Source organism: Gordonia sp. NPDC003424, assembly GCF_053588655.1.
Genome location: NZ_JBSFQJ010000010.1, coordinates 1 through 18640 on the forward strand (window position 1 = coordinate 1; position 18640 = coordinate 18640).

An 18640-nucleotide genomic window follows, 5' to 3' on the forward strand; every position below is an offset into this window, starting at 1 on the left:
GCTCCCGTCGTCCCGGCAATCGTCGGGATCAACCACAAACCGACCAAACCGAAGAAGAACCCAGTAACCGACCTGTCTCAGGCAGGTTGACAAATACCGAACTCACGGAGAGTTGTTGTAAAGCGGGAGGGGGAAGTTGCGACTGCACAGCCCGGACACAGCCCGGAGGCGGCCTGTGGATGGAATCTGAGCCTCGTCGGCGATCGCGGGCATGATCAAACGGCATGAACGACTTCGAGATCGGCGTCGAACACCTCATGTTCCGGTCCGAGACAATCGCCGGCGGCGGCACCGATGCCGCGCTACAACAGGAGGTCAAGGCCGGGGTCCGCGAACGCGTATGGCACGGCGCGTACCTCCCGGCGGCGACGACGCAGACCCACGCCGCCAAGCTGGAGCGCTACCGGGCGACGGTCATCGCCGCCGCTCGCAACGGCGGACCGGGCCGGACGCTGAGCCACGAGTCTGCGACCGCACTGCATCGCATCCCTATGCTGCGGCCAGACTTCTCGAAAGTGCATTTCACGTCCGCGACGACGGGTAAGACGATAGCCCGTGGGGTGGTCCACCAGGCAAAACTCGCCGACTCGGCCATCGTCGTCGACGACGGCGTCAGGCTCACGTCGCGGCCGCGATCGGTCTGCGACGTCGCGCGGACCAGCCCCACCTTGGAACAAGCGGTCTGCGTCCTCGACTCCGGGTTACACCTCGGGGTCACAACGGAGGAACTCGACGCGGAGGTGCGCCTGCTCAGTCGCCACCGCGGCGCCGGCCTGCTTCGTACCGCGTTGACGTTGGCAGACGGCTTGTCCGAAAGTGTCGGCGAGTCGGTGAGCAGGCTCGTCCTCGCTGATTGCCCACTGATCCCACCACCGGAACTGCAGGTGAAGATCGTGATCGATCTCGACGGACGGATGAAGACAGTGCGGAGCGACTTCGGTTGGCGCGACAAACACGGCGTGCTCCGCGTCGTCGGCGAGTTCGACGGCCGGCTCAAATACCATCGCTCGAACCCGTTCGGCGACCGCCTTCCAGAGGACGTGATCTACCAGGAGAAGCTGCGGGAGGACGCGATCCGCGCGACCGGCCCGTCGATGGTCCGCTGGACATGGTCGGACTCGCAGCGCCCGAAGGTGCTGCACGCCAAGGTGATCGCGGCGCTGAAAGCCGGCGGCATCCTCGGCTGAACGTTCTTCCCCCCGCTTTACAAGAACCCTCCGTTAGTTCGTGGAGGGTTCTCGCAAAGCGGGGGGAAGAACGGTTGACGACGGCCAACGGGCCGGTGCGAGGCTAGCGCACCGCCGCCCGGATCACGTCGTGCGGGAGGGCGAAGGACCGGTGGCCGTCGCGGCCGATCATGTCCTCGGCGGCGGCGAGGGCGTTGAGCACCGCCTCCTCGACGGCGTACACGGCTGCCGCGTAGACCTCGTCCATGCGGTTCCACGGCATCTCGGTGCGGGTCACCGTCTCCAGGTCCGAGGTGCCCGCGGTCGGGAAGCCGGTCGTGGAGGGTCGGTCGTCGGCGGTCGAGAGAGCGAGGAACAGGTCGCCGGAGAACAACGATCCGGTGGTGCCGGTGCGGGCCAGGCCCATGGGTACCCGCCGGGCGATGGCCTCGCACTGCTTCGGCGATGCCGGCGCGTCGGTCGCGACGATGATGATCACCGATCCGGCGCCGCCGGGCACGGCCAGCTCGCGGTCCAGCCAGTCGTCCTGTTCGATCGGGCACGGGACGTCGGCCACCGCACCGGCCGGGCTGCCGGCGATCGAAAGCTCATGCCGCGAGCCGAAATTCGCCTGCACGAAGGCTCCGACGGTGAACGACTGCGCCCCGAAGTCGACGACGCGCGACGACGTTCCACTGCCGCCCTTGTAGCCGTAGCAGTTCATGCCGGTGCCACCGCCGACATTGCCCTCGGCGATCGGCCCGGGTCGCGCGGCGTCGAGGGCCGACCGCACCACCGAGGTGGTGACGTGGCCGCCGTTGATGTCGTTGAGGTAGCCGTCCCATGTCTCGGCACACACCGGCAGGAGCCACTGGCGCCCGAGGGTCGGGTCGACCTCGTTGATCCACTCGACAACGCCGGCGTGGCACGGTCCGACCGCGTGCGTGTTGGAGATGGTGATCGGCAGCGAGACCTCACCGACCTCCTGGATCCAGTGCACGCCGGTCATCTCGCCGTTGCCGTTGAGGGAGTGGAATCCTGCCGAGCAGGGCCGGCCGACACCGTCTCGACCGCGAGGGAGGATCGCCGTGACACCTGTGCGCACCGGCCCCTCGCCCGACCGAAGCGGTCCGTCGCCGGCGTTGAGCGTGGCGTACCCGACCTCGAGACCCGCGACATCGGTGATCGCGTTGAGGGGTCCGGGGGTACCCGGGAGGTTGACGCCGAGATCTCGAATACGATTGCGGCTCATGGGTTCTGTCCTTCGTTCTGGAGCGCCGACGGGATGTCGGAGTCGGTCGGGTCGATGTCGGCGCAGCCGGTGGCCGTGCGCGCGTAGGAGCCGATCAGTCGTACGGCCTTGTCGTAGGTGATCGACGCGTTCTTGGAAATGATGTGCAGTCCGTAACCGTCCTCGAGAGTCACCAGATTGCTGGCGACGTCCACCGACGGCTCGGACAGCGTGAAATGCCCCTGTGCCACACCGACTTCGAGAATCCCCAGGTACAGCGCGACCTGTTTGTCGTAGAGGGCGGTGACCAGGATGGCGTGGTCGGCGCGCAATCCCATGTGCGAGTCGAGCTGATAGAGCGCGGCCACCAGCGCGTCTTGGGCCGACTGCGGTAGTCCCGCGGCGATCATCGCACCGAGGCGTTCACGCGCGTCGTCGTATCGGCCGATCAGATCGAGCCGCGCCGCGAAGAAACGGTCACTGGCCAGGCGATGCACCTCTTTGAGTAGCGATTCGAAGTCGCCGAAGTAGTAGTGGACCGTTCCGGTGGAGACGCCCGCGATCTCCGCGATGTCCGCGATCCGCAACGACGACAATCCACGATCACGGATCGCCACCAGCGTCGCGGCCACGATCGCTTCCCGCGCCGCCGCCTGATCCTTGCGTCGAGCCATGGTCACCTGCCTGACAAGTTAATTTCACATTTCTTCATCGATAGTGGTTGACATCATAACCAAACCATTCTTTGATTGACCAGTCAAAGAAAGGTGTTTTCCATGACCGACCTCAATTCGCGCACTGCGCCCGTCGCCGGGACGGCGTACGAGCAGCAGCTCTCGCGCAGCCTGACGATGCGCGAGAACATCCTGATCACGCTGTCGTCGGTCACGCCGGCATCGAGCGTGTTCATCATCATTCCGACGATCCTGCTGGGCGTCGGCGGCGCTTCGGTGATCACGATGGCCATCGCGGCGGTCGCGGCCGTCTTCGTCGGCATGTGCTACGCCGAGCTGTCCGCCACGTATCCGATCACCGGCGGCGAGTACACCTGGGCAGCCCGGCTCCTCGGCAAGCCGCTCGGGTTCGCGACCTTCCTGCTGACCCTGGTCAGCGGCGTGTTCATCATCGCGGTCATCGCACTCGGCACGGGTGAATACCTCGGCGTGGCGTGGTCGGGGCTGTCCGGCAAGTGGATCGGCGTGGGTGTCATCCTCGTGACCACGGTGATCGCCACCCTCAACATCCGCACCAATGCCTGGGTCACCGGACTGTTCCTCGTCGTCGAGATCGCGGCGGTCGCGATCGTGGCGGTCCTCGGCTTCATGAACATCTCCCGCGGGCCCGGCGAGTTCTTCCACGCCCAGGCCATGAGCGACGGCGTGCTCAGCAACGTCGGCTTCGCCGCCATCGTGACGATGATCCCGGTCGCCCTGTTCGCCTACAACGGCTACGGCGCCGCCGTGTACTACGTCGAGGAGACCAAGAACGCCGGCAAGACCATCGCCCGCGTCATCATGGTGTCGCTGGCGGTGACCGTGGCCGTCGAGATGATCCCGCTCATGGCGGTCATCCTGGGCAGCCCGTCGATGTCGGATCTCCTGTCGTCGGAGACCCCCATGAACTACTTCCTGATCGCCCGCGGCGGTGAGACCCTCAACGTCATCGTCAGCATCGGCATCGCGCTCGCGATCATCAACGCCGTCATCGCGATCATCCTGCAGATCGCCCGCCTGCTGTTCGCCTCGGCGCGTGACCGGTCATGGCCGGGACCGATCGACGATGTGCTCGGCAAGGTGCACCCGAAGCTGCAAAGCCCTATCGTCGCAACACTGTTCGTCGGCGCCGTCGCCGCGATCACCGCGAGCTTCGTCCCGATGGACTGGCTGCTGATCGCCACCGGTGCCAGCACCGTGATCGTCTACCTGGTCGTCTCGGGTTCTGCTCTTCGGTTGCGCCGCAAGGGCGCAGCGCGCAGCCGCGGCTACCAGATGCGGTGGTGGCCGCTCGCCCCGCTCGTCGTCGTCGCGATCTGCCTGTACGTGTGCTACGAGCTGCTGACGCCGTCGACGTGGGCACAGCTCGCCGTCGCCGTCGTCACCATGGTCGTCGGAGTTCTCTACTACGCTCTGTACCTGCACCCGCGGCGCGGGGAGCGCTGGACGCTGCCCGACCCGATCCACGAGGAGATCTGAGCCGACGTCGCGGCTCCTCCCCCACGAATGTGTACTTCCCCCGCATGCCCGTCGGCTGCGGGGGAAGCGCGCATTTCGGGGGAGGAACGCTGAGGCAGCCTACTCGCCCACCGTCGCTCGGACGTTTCCGAGCACCGCGCGGTTCGGCGCGAGGTGCCGGCTCAGGAACGAGAGCTGGTGCGCGACTGCGGGTTCGAACCACTCCTTGCCGTCGAAGATGTCGAAGTGATCGCACGGGTAGTGCCGCACCTCGGCCCGCGCCGCGAAGCCGGCCTTGGCCGCCGCGTGTGGCGGGGCGCCCTGGTCGACGTCGGCGATCTGCATCAGCACCGGTGCGGTGACCCGGTGCGCGGCCTTGTCGGCGCGAAAACTCCCGAGTTCCAACCCGATCGACGCGTCGACCTCGTTGCGCCACGACGGCCCGGCGATCGCGAGGTAGTCCTCGTAGAAGCCCGGCGACGTGAGTGCAGCCTTCTCCCCCGGGCGTCCGACGACGGGCATCATCGTCGCCGGCCGGCCGAGCTTCCCGGCGATCGCACTGCCGATCCCGACGACGGTGGATCGCGCCATCGACGCCGCGCCCACCTGCGGGTAGTGATGCACCCCCGCGGCGAGCCCGTTGACCAGCGGAACCACGGTGATGACCGCGGCGACATCGGTGCGGTCGGCGGCGACGATGAGCACATGCCCGGCCGATTGCGAGACGCCCCAGAGGATCACGCGTTCGGCGTCAACCCCGCGTTGCCCCTTGGCCGCCTCGATCGCCGCGCGGAAGTCGTCCTGTTGTCCGGACATCGAGATCCGTTGCCGCGGCTCACCTCCCGAGAGACCGAAGCCCCGATAGTCGAAGGCGAGAACGGCGAGACCGGCATCGGCGAGTCGCTGCGCGTACGGCTCGAGCCCGGAGTCCTTGGTGCCGGCGAAACCATGCGCCATCACCACCACCGGCCGTCCGTCCGGGCCGTCGAACGGGGAGATCTCAGGTCCCGCGAAAAACCAGGCGTCGCAGGGAGTTCCGTGCGAATCGAAGGTCACCGTCGAATGGCTCATCGTCACTCCCCTCCCGCCTGCACGCCGACGGCCACCGGCTCGGGCGCATCACCGACACCGACACCGACACCGGCCCAACGGTGCCCGCCCTGCAGTGCGGCCCGGCGACGCCCCGCCGGGATCTCCCTGGCGCGCAGATTGTGTTCGTAGAGATAGTGATCGAGTTGCTGGGTGTGGCGCGGGCGGTCGAGCATGTGCCCGGTGTAGAACGCCATGTCCTCGGCGATCACCCGGCGCATCTCGTCGGTCGACGGCAACCGGTACTGCCCGACCGCGTATGCGCCCACCAGGCGGGCCTGGCACTCCACGAACGGGAACAGCGTCGGGGTGGCCTGCGCGAAACCGGCGAAGATCAGACCGTCGATGCCCGGGTGGAACATCCGCTTGTACAGGTCGATCCGGTTGTCCGGGGCGCTGATGAAGTCGGGGTCGAAGAACGGGAAGGTGATGTTGTAACCGGTGGCGTAGATGATGATGTCGAAGTCATCGCAGGTGCCGTCATCGAAGTGCACGGTCTGCCCGTCGAGCAGTGAGACATTCGGTTTGGGGATGACGTCGCCCGATCCGAGTCGCAGCGGCAACTCCACCGACTGCGTCGGATGTGCTTCGAAGAACTTGTGATTGGGCGTCGGGAGGCCGAAATCCTCTGGGCGGCCTGCGGTCATCGGCTGCATCACCTGCATGAACTTGCGCTGCCAGGAGAACGGGATGTACGGCGAGGTGTGGTAGTACTTGTCGGCCGGTTTGCCGGCGAAGTACTTGGGCACGATCCACGCACCGGACCGGGTGGACAGGGTCAGCGTGTTGTCCAAAGCCTTCGACGACAGTTCCACCGCGATGTCGGCGGCGCTGTTGCCCAGACCCACCACCAGGATTCGCTTGCCGGAGAAGTCATGGGGCGTGGCGGGATCGATGTAGTGGTGCGCGTGCATGGTGGTGCCGGTGAACTCGCCGGGGAAATCGGGGAACCGCGGGTCCCAGTGGTGCCCGTTGGCGACGACCAGCAGATCGAACCGTCGTCGTTCTCCGCGTTGGGTTTCCAGCTCCCACCCGCCACCGTCGAGGCGTTCGGCGTGGGTGATCCCATTGCCGAACTCGATGGCGTCGAGCAGGTCGAACGCGTCGGCGTAGCTGTCGAGGTACTGCTTGATCTGGGTGTGGTGCGGGAAGTCCGGATACTCCGGCGGCATCGGGAAGTCGCGGAAGGAGAGCTGATGCTTCGACGTGTCGATGTGCAGCGAACGGTAGGCGCTGCTGTGGCCGTTGGGATTGCCGAAGGCCCAGTTGCCGCCGATCCGGTCCGAGGACTCGAAGCAGGTGTACGGCACGCCGTAGTCGGCGAGCATCTTTCCCGAGGTGAGACCGCTGATGCCCGCACCGATGATGGCGGTGGTGGGTCGCTGTGTGGTCATTATTTCCCATCCGCTGGGGTAGACAGATTCCTACATCTGTCTACCCCATCGGGCGGTCGAGGTAAACAGCTTCGCCGGAATTGTCCGTCGATTTGCTAGGGTGCGAGCGTGGGCGAGGCGATCACCGAGCAGCGGCCGACCGGCAAGGTCAGCGCCCGGTTACTCGATGCGACCGAGAAGTTGCTCGCCGACAAGGGAATCCGGTCGACGACGATGCAAGAGGTGGCCGAGACCGCCGGGGTGTCGCGGGCCTGGCTGTATCGCCACTTCCCGGACAAACCCACACTCATCGGCGCGGCGATCGTCCGGCTCAACGAATCCTTTTGGGCCGATGCGAAAGTCGAACTCGACGAGATCGAGGGGTTCGACCGGCAGATCGCCGCCGGCGTGCGGATCGGCCGCGGCGCCTACGACGATCCGGGTGCACTGCTCCTGCGGTTGCGCACCACCGAACCCGAGGAGTTCGCGGCCTGCGCGGGGGCCGGGGTCAGCGGCCTCGTCCCCGATCTCGCACTGTTCTGGCGCCCCTACGTGGAGGCGGCCGCCGACCGGGGAGAGATCCATCCCGACCACGACCTCGTCGAGGTGTCCGAGTGGGTGGCGCGCGTGCTGATCAGTCTGGGGACGGTGCCGGGCGAGACGGTGGATCCCGACGACGGCGAGGCCGTCCTACGGTATCTCGGCCGATACGTGATGTCGGCGCTGCGGGCCCGGCCGGAAGACTGACCGCCCCGGCGCGCGCCCGAATGCGCCGCTCCGGCCGCGGCCATCCGGGCTCGGCGACATCGTCGGCAACTGTGAGCCATCCCACACCAGACATGTGATCCATTCCACAACCGGCCGCCCCGCGGCGCTGAATTCGTCCCCAGGTCAACGGTTTTCGACACCGCGACATCGAGCCCGAACAGCCCGCGCCAACCGGACGGACATTGCCGTCACCGCTGGTGAGCGGCGATCCGGCGCGCCGCGTTCTGCTCACACGGCCGATCGGATGCCCGTGAGGAGACCGTGACGGACCGGTCACGCGATGCAAACTCGTCGAAATAGCCGATCCTTACTGTCTCTACCAACGCCCGCCGGCACCGATGGCCGCGGCGTCCCAGCCACCTCATCGTCAGGAAGCCGCCCTCATGAGCTATGTCCAAACGCGCAAACATCACATCACCGACTGGGATCCCGAGGATCGCGAGGCCTGGGACTCCGGTGGCGCCCAGATCGCCCGGCGCAACCTGACCTGGTCTATCGTCTGCGAACACATCGGGTTCTCGATCTGGTCGCTGTTCTCGGTGATGGTGCTGTTCATGTCGCCCGCCTACGGGATCAGCCTCGATCAGAAGTTCACCATCACGGCCACGGCGACCTTCGTCGGTGCCTGCCTGCGCATCCCCTACACCCAGGCCACCGCCAAGTTCGGCGGCCGCAACTGGGCGATCTTCTCCGCGGTGGTGCTGCTCATCCCCACCGGCCTGGTGATGATGCTGATGATGAATCCGGGCTCGTTCGGCTTCGGCTGGTTCTTGTTCGTCGCGGCCCTGACCGGCCTCGGCGGCGGCAACTTCGCGTCATCGATGACCAACATCAACGCCTTCTATCCGCACCGCCTCAAGGGCTGGGCGCTCGGACTCAACGCCGGCGGCGGCAACATCGGGGTGCCGGTGATCCAGCTCGTCGGCCTGCTGGTGATCTGGCTGGCCAGCGATCAACCCGAGATCGTGTGCGCGATCTACCTGGTGGCCCTGGCCTTCGCCGGCATCGGCGCGGCCATCTACATGGACAACCTGGATCATCAGACCGCGAGCTACCGATCCATGGTCGACTGCCTGAAGTATCGGGACACCTGGCTGATCTCGCTGCTCTACGTCGGCACCTTCGGCTCGTTCATCGGATTCAGCTTCGCGTTCTCGCAGGTCCTCCAGATCAGCTTCAAGTCCTCCGGCGCCGCCACCCCCGCGCTCGCCGCCGCGCAGATCGCCTGGATCGGGCCGCTGCTCGGGTCGATCGCCCGGCCGTACGGCGGCAAGCTGGCCGACCGCTTCGGCGGCGGCCGGATCACCCTCGTCTGCTTCGGCGCGATGATCGCGTCGTCGGCCATCCTGGTGATCTCCGGCACGGTGGCCGACGGGCACCCGGGGCACCGGATCGAGACCCCACAGCTCGTCGCGTTCATCGTCGGCTTCATCCTGCTGTTCCTCATCTCGGGCATCGCCAACGGATCGGTGTACAAGATCATCCCCACCGTCTTCGAGCACAAGGCCCGCGGCCTGACCGGCCTGAACCCCATGGGCAAGGTCGTCTGGTCGCGCAAGATGTCGGGCGCGCTGATCGGTATCGCCGGCGCGGTCGGTGCCCTCGGCGGTGTCGGGATCAACCTGGTGCTGCGTTCGAGCTACAAGGCGAATCAGTCTGCCACCGCAGCGTTCTGGGTGTTCCTCGGGTTCTACGTGATCGCGGCGATCACCACCTGGTACTTCTACGCACGCCGGGAGATCGTCCTGCACGACGAGACCACCGACATCGCGGTCGCCGCCCCGGCAACCGCCGACACCCCGGCACCCGGGGCGCACGTATGAGCCCCGCGACCGCACCCGCATCGTCGACCTGCGTGGTTGTCGGCCACGGCATGGTCGGCCACCGGTTCGTGCAGGAACTGCGGAAACGCGACGCCGACAATCGATTCCGCGTGATCGTTCTCAGCGAGGAGCCGATCGCCGCCTACGACCGGGTGGGATTGTCGAGCTACGTCGGATCCTGGGACCCGACCTCGATGGCCCTGGCGGGCAACGCCTATCCCGACGACGACCTCGTCGAGGTCCGGCTCGGTGAATCGGCGACCGCCATCGATCGCGACAGCCGACGGATCACCACGTCATCGGGCGACGAGATCGACTACGACGCACTGGTTTTGGCCACCGGATCGTATCCGTTCGTGCCGCCGGTGGACGGCCGGGACAATCCGCGCAGCTTCGTCTACCGGACACTGGCCGACCTCGACGCCATCCGCGCGACCGCCGAGACGGCGGCACCCGGTGCGCCGGGTGTGGTGGTCGGCGGCGGTCTCCTCGGACTCGAGGCGGCCAACGCCCTGCGTCTGCTCGGGATGACGCCTCACGTGGTCGAGTTCGCGCCGCGGCTGATGCCGCTGCAGGTCGACGACGGAGGTGGCGCGCTGCTCGCCTCGCTGGTCACCGGTCTCGGACTGCACGTGCACACCGGGGTGTCGACCACCGCCATCGCCGACGCGCCCGATTCCGACCTGCTCGCGGTCACCCTGTCGGACGGCACCGTGCTCGACGCCGCGCTCGTGGTGTTCTCGGCCGGCGTGCGGCCACAGGACGCGCTCGGGCGCGGATGCGGACTCGACGTCGGCGCGCGTGGCGGCATCATCACCGATACCGGATGCCGCACAAGCGATCCCGCGATCTGGGCGATCGGGGAGGTGGCCGCCGTCGACGGCCGGTGCTACGGTCTCGTCGCCCCCGGCTACACGATGGCCGAGATCGCCGCGGACGGCATCCTCGGCGTCGACGACACCCGGTTCCCGGGCGCGGACATGTCGACCAAGCTCAAACTGCTCGGCGTGGACGTGGCCAGCTTCGGCGACGCGATGGGGGTCACCGAGAACGCCCTCGAGATCGTGTACTCCGACCCGGTGGCCGGCACCTACAAGAAGCTGGTGCTCTCCGATGATGCGACGACCCTGTTGGGCGGCATCCTCGTCGGCGACGCCGACGCCTACGCGACGCTCAAGCCGATGGTGGGCCGGGAGATCGCCGGCGACCCGGCCGCGATGATCGCCCCGGCCGGCGGCGACGGTGCGGGCATCGGGCTCTCAGCGCTGCCCGACGACGCCGAGATCTGCTCCTGCAACGGCGTGTCCAAAGGGGCGATCTGCGGTGCGATCGCCGACGGCGCCTGCACCGTGGCCGACGTCAAGCTGTGCACGTCGGCAGGCACCACCTGCGGCGGCTGCGTCCCGTCGATCACCCGGCTGCTCGCCGATTCCGGCGTCGAACTGTCGACCGCACTGTGCGCGCACTTCACCCAGTCCCGCGCCGAGCTGTTCTCCGTCGTCGCGGCCACCGGGATTCGCACCTTCTCCGAGCTGATCGCACGCTTCGGCACCGGGAAGGGCTGCGAGGTGTGCAAACCGACCGTGGCCTCGATCCTGGCGTCGACGTCGAGCGACCACATCCTCGACGGCGAACAGTCCGCACTGCAGGACACCAACGACCATTTCCTGGCCAACCTGCAGCGCAACGGCAGCTACTCGGTGGTTCCGCGGATGCCCGGCGGCGAGGTCACCCCCGATCAGCTCATCGTGATCGGGCAGATCGCCAAGGACTTCGGGCTCTACACCAAGGTCACCGGCGGCCAGCGCATCGACATGTTCGGTGCCCGCGTCGAACAGCTGCCGCAGATCTGGCGTCGCCTCGTCGACGCCGGCATGGAGTCCGGACACGCCTACGGCAAGAGCCTGCGAACGGTGAAGAGCTGCGTGGGCTCGAGCTGGTGCCGTTACGGCGTGCAGGATTCCGTCGCGATGGCGGTCCGACTCGAACACCGGTACCGGGGTCTGCGCTCTCCGCACAAGCTCAAGCTGGGCGTCTCCGGGTGTGCGCGCGAGTGCGCCGAGGCCCGCGGCAAGGATGTCGGCGTCATCGCGACCGAGAACGGATGGAATCTGTATGTCGGCGGCAACGGCGGTCAGAGCCCCCGGCATGCCCAGCTGCTGGCATCGGGCATCGACGACGACACGCTCATCCGCTACATCGACCGATACCTGATGTTCTACATCCGCACCGCCGACCGCCTGCAGCGCACCGCGCCCTGGCAGGAGAGCTTCACCGGCGGACTCGACCGGTTGCGGGAGATCGTCTGCGACGACATCCTGGGTATCGCCGGTGACCTCGAAGCTGCGGTCGCCCGGCACGTCGACGGGTACCGCGACGAATGGGCCGCCGTCCTCGAGGACGACGACAAGCTGCGCCGATTCGTATCCTTCGTCAACGCCCCCGACACGCCGGATCCGACCATCGGTTTCGACGAATCATCGGGACGAAAGGTCCCTGTCCTGCTCGGTTCCCCGTCCGTCGGTTCCGCCATCGAACTCAAGGAGAGCACTCATGACCACGTTGGATGACGCCCCGTCATCGACACGCACCTGGGTCGCGGTATCCCACCTCGACGACCTGACCGTCGGCCGAGGTGTGGCCGCCCTGGTCGGCGACACCCAGATCGCCGTGTTCCGTCTCTCCGCCGACCGGGCGAACCCGGAACTGCGCGCCGTCGACAACATCGATCCGTTCGGCCGGGCCGCGGTCATGTCACGCGGCATCGTCGGTGACCGGTCCGGTGTCCCGACCGTGGCATCTCCCCTGCTCAAGCAGGTGTTCTCCCTCGACACCGGGGTGTGTCTCGACGATGAGACGGTCGCGTTGACCACCTACCCGATCCGGGTCGTCGACGACGTCGTCGTCGAGGTGGGCGGCGGCTGATGACCTCGCAGCAACCCGGTCCGCCCACGGCGGGCTCGACCACAGCGGGCTCGACCACAGCGGGCTCGACCACCGCGGGCTCGACCACAGCGGGCTCGACCACGGCAGAGAAATCGCTGACCGGATTCACCATCGGCGTCACCGCCGCGCGGCGCGCCGACGAGTTCGCCGCGCTCCTCGAACGTCGGGGGGCCGGTGTCCTGCACGCCCCCGCCATCCGGATCATCCCGCTCGTCGACGACGACGAACTCGAGCGGTCGACGCAGACCACACTCAAGGACCCACCGGACATCCTCGTCGCGACCACCGGGATCGGTTTCCGCGGGTGGGTCGAGGCGGCCGACGGATGGGGTCTGGCCGACGAGCTGGTGGAGACGTTGGGCGGGGTGCGGTTGCTCGCTCGCGGGCCCAAGGCCAAGGGTGCGATCCGGGCGGCCGGGCTGCGCGAGCAGTGGTCGCCGCCGGGCGAGTCGTCGAGTGAGCTGATCAGCGAGCTGCTCTCCGAGGGTGTCGCCGGGTTGCGTGTGGCCGTGCAACTGCACGGTGCCACCACCGAGTGGGAACCGCTGCCCGATCTCTGCGAGGTGCTCCGGGAGGCCGGCGCCGAGGTCATCCCCATCCCGGTGTATCGCTGGACACCGCCGGACGACCCGGAGCCGATGACGCGGATGATCACCGCGATCATCGACCGGGATCTCGACGCGATCACGTTCACGAGTGCCCCGGCCGTTGCCTCGATGCTGGGTCAGGCCAACCGGATGGGCGTCCTGGAATCCCTTCTGCACGCGATGCGCACCGCGGTCCCGGCCATGTGCGTCGGGAACGTGACGGCCGGGCCGTTGCACGCCTTGCAGGTCCCCACGATGCAGCCGACCCGGTTTCGCCTGGGTGCGCTGGTCCGCCTGATCGCCGACGAACTGCCGCGACGCGCGCTGACCCTGCGGGTGGCCGGCCACGACGTCGGTATCCGCGCCGGTGGCGTGGTGGTCGACGGCGATTACCGGCCGGTTACCGGGGCCAGCATGACCCTGCTGCGGACACTGACTCGTGTTCCCGGACAGGTGATCTCACGGCAGACCATGCTCACCGAGCTGCCCGGCGGCGGCACCGACACGCACGCCGTCGAGATGGCGGTCACCAGACTCCGTTCGGCACTGGGTGATTCGAAGATGATCCAGACCGTGGTCAAGCGCGGCTACCGCCTCGCGGTCGACCTCGAGTACGACGATGACGACTCCGATGACTGACCGCCATCCCGAACCCGACGAGACCCCGCAACCGATCCTGGTCGCCCACGGCACGCGGTCGATGCACGGCGTGGAAACCATCGGGCGCATCGCCGAACAGGTCGGCTCCCTGATCGGTCCGACCCGGACGACATTCGTCGACGTGCTGGGACCGTCGCCGAGCGAGATCCTGTCCGACACCAGCCGCCCGGCGGTCATCCTGCCGGCCTTCCTGGCCGCCGGATATCACGTGCGCCGAGACATCCCGGACCACATCGCGCGCAGCGGTCATCGCGATGTCACCCTGTGCCGCAACCTCGGTCCGGATCCGGTGCTGGCCACGATCTTGGCCGACCGACTGCGGGCCGCCGGCCGTCGCGACGGTGATGCGGTCGTGCTCGCGGCCGCCGGATCCTCCGACCCGCATGCGCGCGCGGAGGTGCACCATGCCGCGCGCCTGTTGTCGCAGCAGATCGGTACGGACGTCCCGGTCGGCTACATCGCCACCGGCGAACCCCGCGTGGCCGACGTCGTGCGGTCACTGCGCGCCGCCGGCCGTCGTCGGGTGTTCATCGCGTCATACCTGTTGGCGCCGGGCCTGTTCCACGATCGGCTCACGTCGTGCGGGGCCGACGGCGTCGGCGCGCCACTCGGGGCCGATCCACGGATCGCCGCACTGATCGCATCCCGGTACGCCGAGGCCGTCGCCGGCCTCGACCGCCGCTCGATCGGGACGGTGCGATGACCGGCACCGGCGAGATCGCCTCCGCCACCACGCCCGCGCGGACGGTCAACTCCCTGTGCGCGTACTGCGGAGTGGGGTGCGGCATGGTGTTGCATGTCGGCCCCGGCACCGCCGACACACGCCCGGTGATCACCAAAACGGTAGGACGCAGAGACCATCCGACGAACTTCGGCCGACTCTGCACCAAGGGCTCGACCACCGCCGATCTGCTCTCGGCGTCGGGGCGTATGGAGAAGGCCGGCCTGCGGCGCAGCCGCGATGCCCGGCGCGAGTCCGTCGACATCGGCACGGCAATCGATTACGCCGCCGACCGGATGCGGGCCATCGCCGACGAACACGGCCCCGACTCCGTCGCACTCTACGTGTCGGGCCAGATGTCGCTGGAGTCCCAGTATCTGGCGACGAAACTGGCCAAGGGGTTTCTCCGTACCACCCACATCGAGTCCAACTCCCGGCTCTGCATGGCCAGCGCCGGAACCGGTTACAAACAAAGCCTCGGCGCCGACGGACCGCCGGGCTCGTACCAGGATTTCGATCACGCCGACCTGTTCCTGCTGATCGGGTCCAACATGGCCGACTGCCATCCGATCCTGTTCCTGCGCATGATGGAACGCGTCAAGGCGGGTGCCACCCTGATCGTGGTGGACCCACGACGCACCGCGACCGCGGCCAAGGCCGATCTGTTCCTGCAGATCGCACCCGGCACGGATCTCGCGCTGCTCAACGGGTTGCTGCACCTGCTCGTCGAATCCGGTTCCGTGGACCGGGAATTCATCGACGCCTACACCGACGGCTGGGAACAGATGCCCGAGTTCCTGGCGGATTATTCTCCCGCCGAGGTCAGCCGCCGCACCGGGCTGCCCGAAACCGCGATCCGGCAGGCGGCCGCGGCCATCGCCGCCGCCGGCAACTGGATGAGCTGCTGGACAATGGGTCTCAACCAGAGCACACACGGCACCTGGCACACCAATGCGATCTGCAACCTGCACCTGGCCACCGGCGCGATCTGCCGCGTGGGCAGCGGACCGTTCTCCCTGACCGGCCAGCCCAACGCGATGGGCGGCCGCGAGATGGGCTACATGGGTCCGGGACTCCCCGGGCAACGCAGCGTCACCTCGGCCGACGACCGGCGGTTCGTCGAGGAGAAATGGGGCCTGCCGCCACAGAGCATCCGCAGCGACGTGGGGCCGGGGACCATCGCGATGTTCGACGAGATGCGCGAGGGAAAGATCCGAGCCTGCTGGATCATCTGCACCAATCCCGTTGCCAGCGTGGCCAACCGGTCGAGGGTCATCGAGGCGCTCGAGCGCTGCGATCTGGTGATCGTCCAGGATGTGTTCGCCGACAACGAGACCATGGCCTACGCCGACGTCACGCTCCCGGCGGCCATGTGGACCGAGTCCGACGGTGTCATGGTCAATTCCGAGCGGAACCTGACGTTGTTCGAACAAGCCGTCGACCCCCCGGGCGACGCACTCGCCGACTGGGAGTTGATCGCCCGGATCGCCGAACGCATGGGATATCGCGACGCCTTCGCCTATCCGAACGCGGAGGAGATCTTCCGCGAGATCCGCGAATTCTGGAATCCGGCAACCGGATACGATCTGCGCGGCGCCAGCTACGGCCGATTGCGGACCACACCGCTGCAGTGGCCGTGCCCGCCCGACGACGACACCGATCGCCATCCCATCCGCTACCTCAACGACGGCCGCAGCCAGGCGAAGGTGACCCGCGACGACGGCACCGAACCTCGGTTCGTGTTCGCCACCCCCAACGGACGGGCGGTGTTCCACGCGCGCCCCGCGCTCCCACCGGACGAACTGCCGGACGACGCGTTTCCCTTGGTACTCAACACCGGTCGGCTCGCGCACCAGTGGCACACGATGACCAAAACGGCGCGGGTGCCGAAACTGATGAAACTGAACCCGGACCCGTTCGTCGAGGTTCACCCCGCCGATGCCGACCGGGCCGGGATCGCCGCGGGTGACCGGGTGTGTGTCGCGTCCCGGCGTGGGAGTGCCATCCTGCCCGCCGTGGTGACCGACCGTGTGCGCGAGGGCAATTGCTTCGCCCCCTTCCACTGGAGCGACATGTTCGGGGAGGATCTGGCCATCAACGCCGTCACCAACGACGCGGTCGACCCGACGTCGCTGCAGCCGGAATTCAAGGCGTGCGCCGTCTCGCTCACCCGCGTCGACACCGCGCCGGCCGTCCCGGCCGACGCCACAGACACCGGGACGTCTCTGCGCGCAGCGTTCCGGTTGGGCGAGGCCATGACGCCGCCGGTGCTCGATCCGGGCGAGCAACGGTATCTCTCGGGACTGTTGACCGGACTGGCCGCCGACGTCTCCCGGCCCGGCATCCCCGTCGTGCCGCCCGGCGCGCCCCTGCGCACCGAGGTCGTCGAGTGGGTCAACGGCGTTCTCGCCGGGGCCTTCTCCCGCGCGGACGACGCGGGATCGGGCGATGCGTCCGACGCCGCCGCCACCAAGACCATCGAGGTGCTCTGGGCGTCGCAGACCGGCACCGTCGAGGACTACGCACCGATGGTGGTGGAACGGTTGCGCGACAACGGGATCACGGCGCGCGCCCGATCGTTGGATGCCCTCGATCCCGGCACGCTGCGGTCGGCGGGCACCGCGCTGGTGCTCACCTCGACCACCGGCGACGGTGACCCACCGGACAACGCCGCCTCCCTCTGGGAGGCGCTGCGCGCCGACGACGCCCCCTCGCTGGACGGTCTGCGATACGCGGTGCTCGCCTTTGGCGACCCCACCTACGACGAGTTCTGCGGGTTCGGGCGCAAACTCGACACCCGGCTCCACGAACTGGGCGCCACCCGCCTCGTCGATCGCGTGGACTGCGAACCCGACTACACGACAACCGCCTCGGCTTGGCTGACATCGGTGTCCGACGTCCTCGTCGACGCCGGTCTCGCCGGGACCGGATCCGTGCCGGTGCCGGACGTCGGCGACGATGCAGCGCGCTCGTTCGGGCGGTCGAACCCGCTGCCCGCCAGGCTGATCCGCAATGAGCGACTCAACGGTGCCGGGTCGGTGAAGGATGTGCGACGACTGACCTTCGCACTGCCGGACGGCACGCTCTCCTACGACGTCGGCGATTCGCTGGGGGTGTGGCCACGCAACAGCCCACGACTCGTCGAGGCGTTCCTCGACGCCACCGGGCTCGCCCCCGAGACGATTGTCGACCTCGCCGGCGAGGCGATGCCGCTGCACGCCGCGCTGCGCGATCGTCTGGAGATCGCGAAGATCACCCCCGCCGTCCTCGACTTCGTCAGCGATCGCACGTCGGCGGACCTGCGGTCGATGCCGCTGCCGGACGACAAGGCCGCACTCGACGACTGGATGTGGGGCCGTCAGATCGCCGACCTCATCACGCAGTTCCCGGTGGATGCGTCGGTGCCCGACTGGCTCTCGGTACTCGCGCCGCTGGCCCCCCGGCAGTACTCGATCTCGTCGAGCCCCCTGGAGAATCCACGTGAGGTGCAGCTGACGGTGTCGGCGGTGCGCTACAACGTGCACGGGGTGCCCCGCCACGGCGTCTGCTCGACCTACCTCGCCGACAACGCCGACGCCGACGAGATCGGGATCTGGGTCCAGCGTTCCGCGCATTTCGCACCGCCCGACGACCCCGACACCCCGATGATCATGGTCGGCCCGGGAACCGGGATCGCACCGTTCCGCGGTTTCCTCGCGCATCGTCGCGCGCTCGGGCATCGGGCACGCAATTGGTTGTTCTTCGGAGAGCAGCACGCGGCCACCGATTACTACTACCGGGACGAGCTCGAAGCGATGCTCGCCGATGGCTCCCTGTCCCGCCTCGACGTGGCGTTCTCCCGCGATCAGCCGTCGAAGGTCTACGTCCAGGACCGGATGATCGAGCGGGGCGGGGAGATCTGGCGGTGGTTGTCCGAGGGCGCCCACTTCTACGTGTGCGGCGACCGCACCCGGATGGCGCGCGACGTGGACGCCGCCCTCACGCGGATCGTCGCCGAGCACGGCAGACTGTCCGGACCCAGCGCCGAGTCCTACGTGAAAGCCCTTGCCGCCGAGAAACGTTACGTCCGTGACGTGTACTGACCAGCCGACCGCAGATGTGAAAG

Annotated in this window: 13 protein-coding genes; 9 read left to right on the plus strand and 4 right to left on the minus strand. The window is 67.8% G+C overall.

What is annotated here, in order from left to right; all coding sequences use genetic code 11:
• The first annotated feature begins 224 nt into the window (after positions 1-224).
• Positions 225-1187, plus strand: a complete 963-nt coding sequence (locus ACWDTI_RS15820) for a hypothetical protein (protein WP_449739055.1) — start codon at positions 225-227, stop codon at positions 1185-1187.
• A gap of 103 nt (positions 1188-1290) precedes the next feature.
• On the opposite strand, the gene ACWDTI_RS15825 is transcribed toward ACWDTI_RS15820, so the two are convergent.
• Both ACWDTI_RS15825 and ACWDTI_RS15830 read right to left on the minus strand, forming a co-directional pair.
• Positions 1291-2418, minus strand: coding sequence for a DmpA family aminopeptidase (locus tag ACWDTI_RS15825; protein ID WP_449739056.1), 1128 nt, complete (start codon positions 2416-2418; stop codon positions 1291-1293).
• Positions 2415-3071: a TetR/AcrR family transcriptional regulator gene (locus ACWDTI_RS15830; protein WP_449739057.1), complete on the minus strand. Its 657-nt coding sequence runs from the start codon at positions 3069-3071 to the stop codon at positions 2415-2417. Before ACWDTI_RS15830 ends, ACWDTI_RS15825 begins: the two co-directional genes overlap by 4 nt.
• Before the next feature lie 102 nt (positions 3072-3173).
• On the opposite strand from ACWDTI_RS15830, the gene ACWDTI_RS15835 reads away from it, so the two are divergent.
• The gene (locus tag ACWDTI_RS15835; protein ID WP_449739058.1) at positions 3174-4589 is read left to right on the plus strand and encodes an APC family permease; all 1416 of its coding nucleotides are present in this window, start codon (positions 3174-3176) and stop codon (positions 4587-4589) included.
• Positions 4590-4688: 99 nt separating this feature from the next.
• On the opposite strand, the gene ACWDTI_RS15840 is transcribed toward ACWDTI_RS15835, so the two are convergent.
• A complete protein-coding gene (locus ACWDTI_RS15840; protein ID WP_449739059.1) occupies positions 4689-5639 on the minus strand; it encodes an alpha/beta hydrolase in 951 nt (316 codons plus the stop codon).
• A 2-nt stretch (positions 5640-5641) separates the two neighbouring features.
• On the minus strand, positions 5642-7051 hold the full coding sequence (locus ACWDTI_RS15845) for a flavin-containing monooxygenase (RefSeq protein ID WP_449739060.1): 1410 nt from the start codon (positions 7049-7051) through the stop codon (positions 5642-5644).
• A 108-nt stretch (positions 7052-7159) separates the two neighbouring features.
• Between ACWDTI_RS15845 and ACWDTI_RS15850 the strand changes: the two genes are divergently transcribed.
• The 7 genes from ACWDTI_RS15850 (at position 7160) to ACWDTI_RS15880 (ending at position 18617) form a co-directional block, all read left to right on the plus strand.
• Positions 7160-7777 (plus strand): TetR/AcrR family transcriptional regulator, encoded by a 618-nt coding sequence (locus ACWDTI_RS15850; RefSeq protein ID WP_449739061.1) that lies wholly within the window; start codon positions 7160-7162, stop codon positions 7775-7777.
• A gap of 404 nt (positions 7778-8181) precedes the next feature.
• Positions 8182-9621: a nitrate/nitrite transporter gene (locus ACWDTI_RS15855; RefSeq protein ID WP_449739062.1), complete on the plus strand. Its 1440-nt coding sequence runs from the start codon at positions 8182-8184 to the stop codon at positions 9619-9621.
• Positions 9618-12191, plus strand: a complete 2574-nt coding sequence (gene nirB / locus ACWDTI_RS15860; protein WP_449739063.1) for a nitrite reductase large subunit NirB — start codon at positions 9618-9620, stop codon at positions 12189-12191. The genes ACWDTI_RS15855 and nirB overlap by 4 nt, the downstream gene beginning before the upstream one ends.
• Complete coding sequence (gene nirD / locus ACWDTI_RS15865) at positions 12175-12546, plus strand: nitrite reductase small subunit NirD (protein ID WP_449739064.1); 372 nt, start codon at positions 12175-12177, stop codon at positions 12544-12546. Before nirB ends, nirD begins: the two co-directional genes overlap by 17 nt.
• Entirely contained in the window at positions 12546-13793 is a 1248-nt protein-coding gene (locus tag ACWDTI_RS15870) for a uroporphyrinogen-III synthase (RefSeq protein ID WP_449739065.1), read from the plus strand. The genes nirD and ACWDTI_RS15870 overlap by 1 nt, the downstream gene beginning before the upstream one ends.
• Positions 13786-14517: a sirohydrochlorin chelatase gene (locus ACWDTI_RS15875; protein WP_449739066.1), complete on the plus strand. Its 732-nt coding sequence runs from the start codon at positions 13786-13788 to the stop codon at positions 14515-14517. The genes ACWDTI_RS15870 and ACWDTI_RS15875 overlap by 8 nt, the downstream gene beginning before the upstream one ends.
• Complete coding sequence (locus ACWDTI_RS15880) at positions 14514-18617, plus strand: molybdopterin-dependent oxidoreductase (protein WP_449739067.1); 4104 nt, start codon at positions 14514-14516, stop codon at positions 18615-18617. Before ACWDTI_RS15875 ends, ACWDTI_RS15880 begins: the two co-directional genes overlap by 4 nt.
• Positions 18618-18640 lie beyond the last annotated feature (23 nt).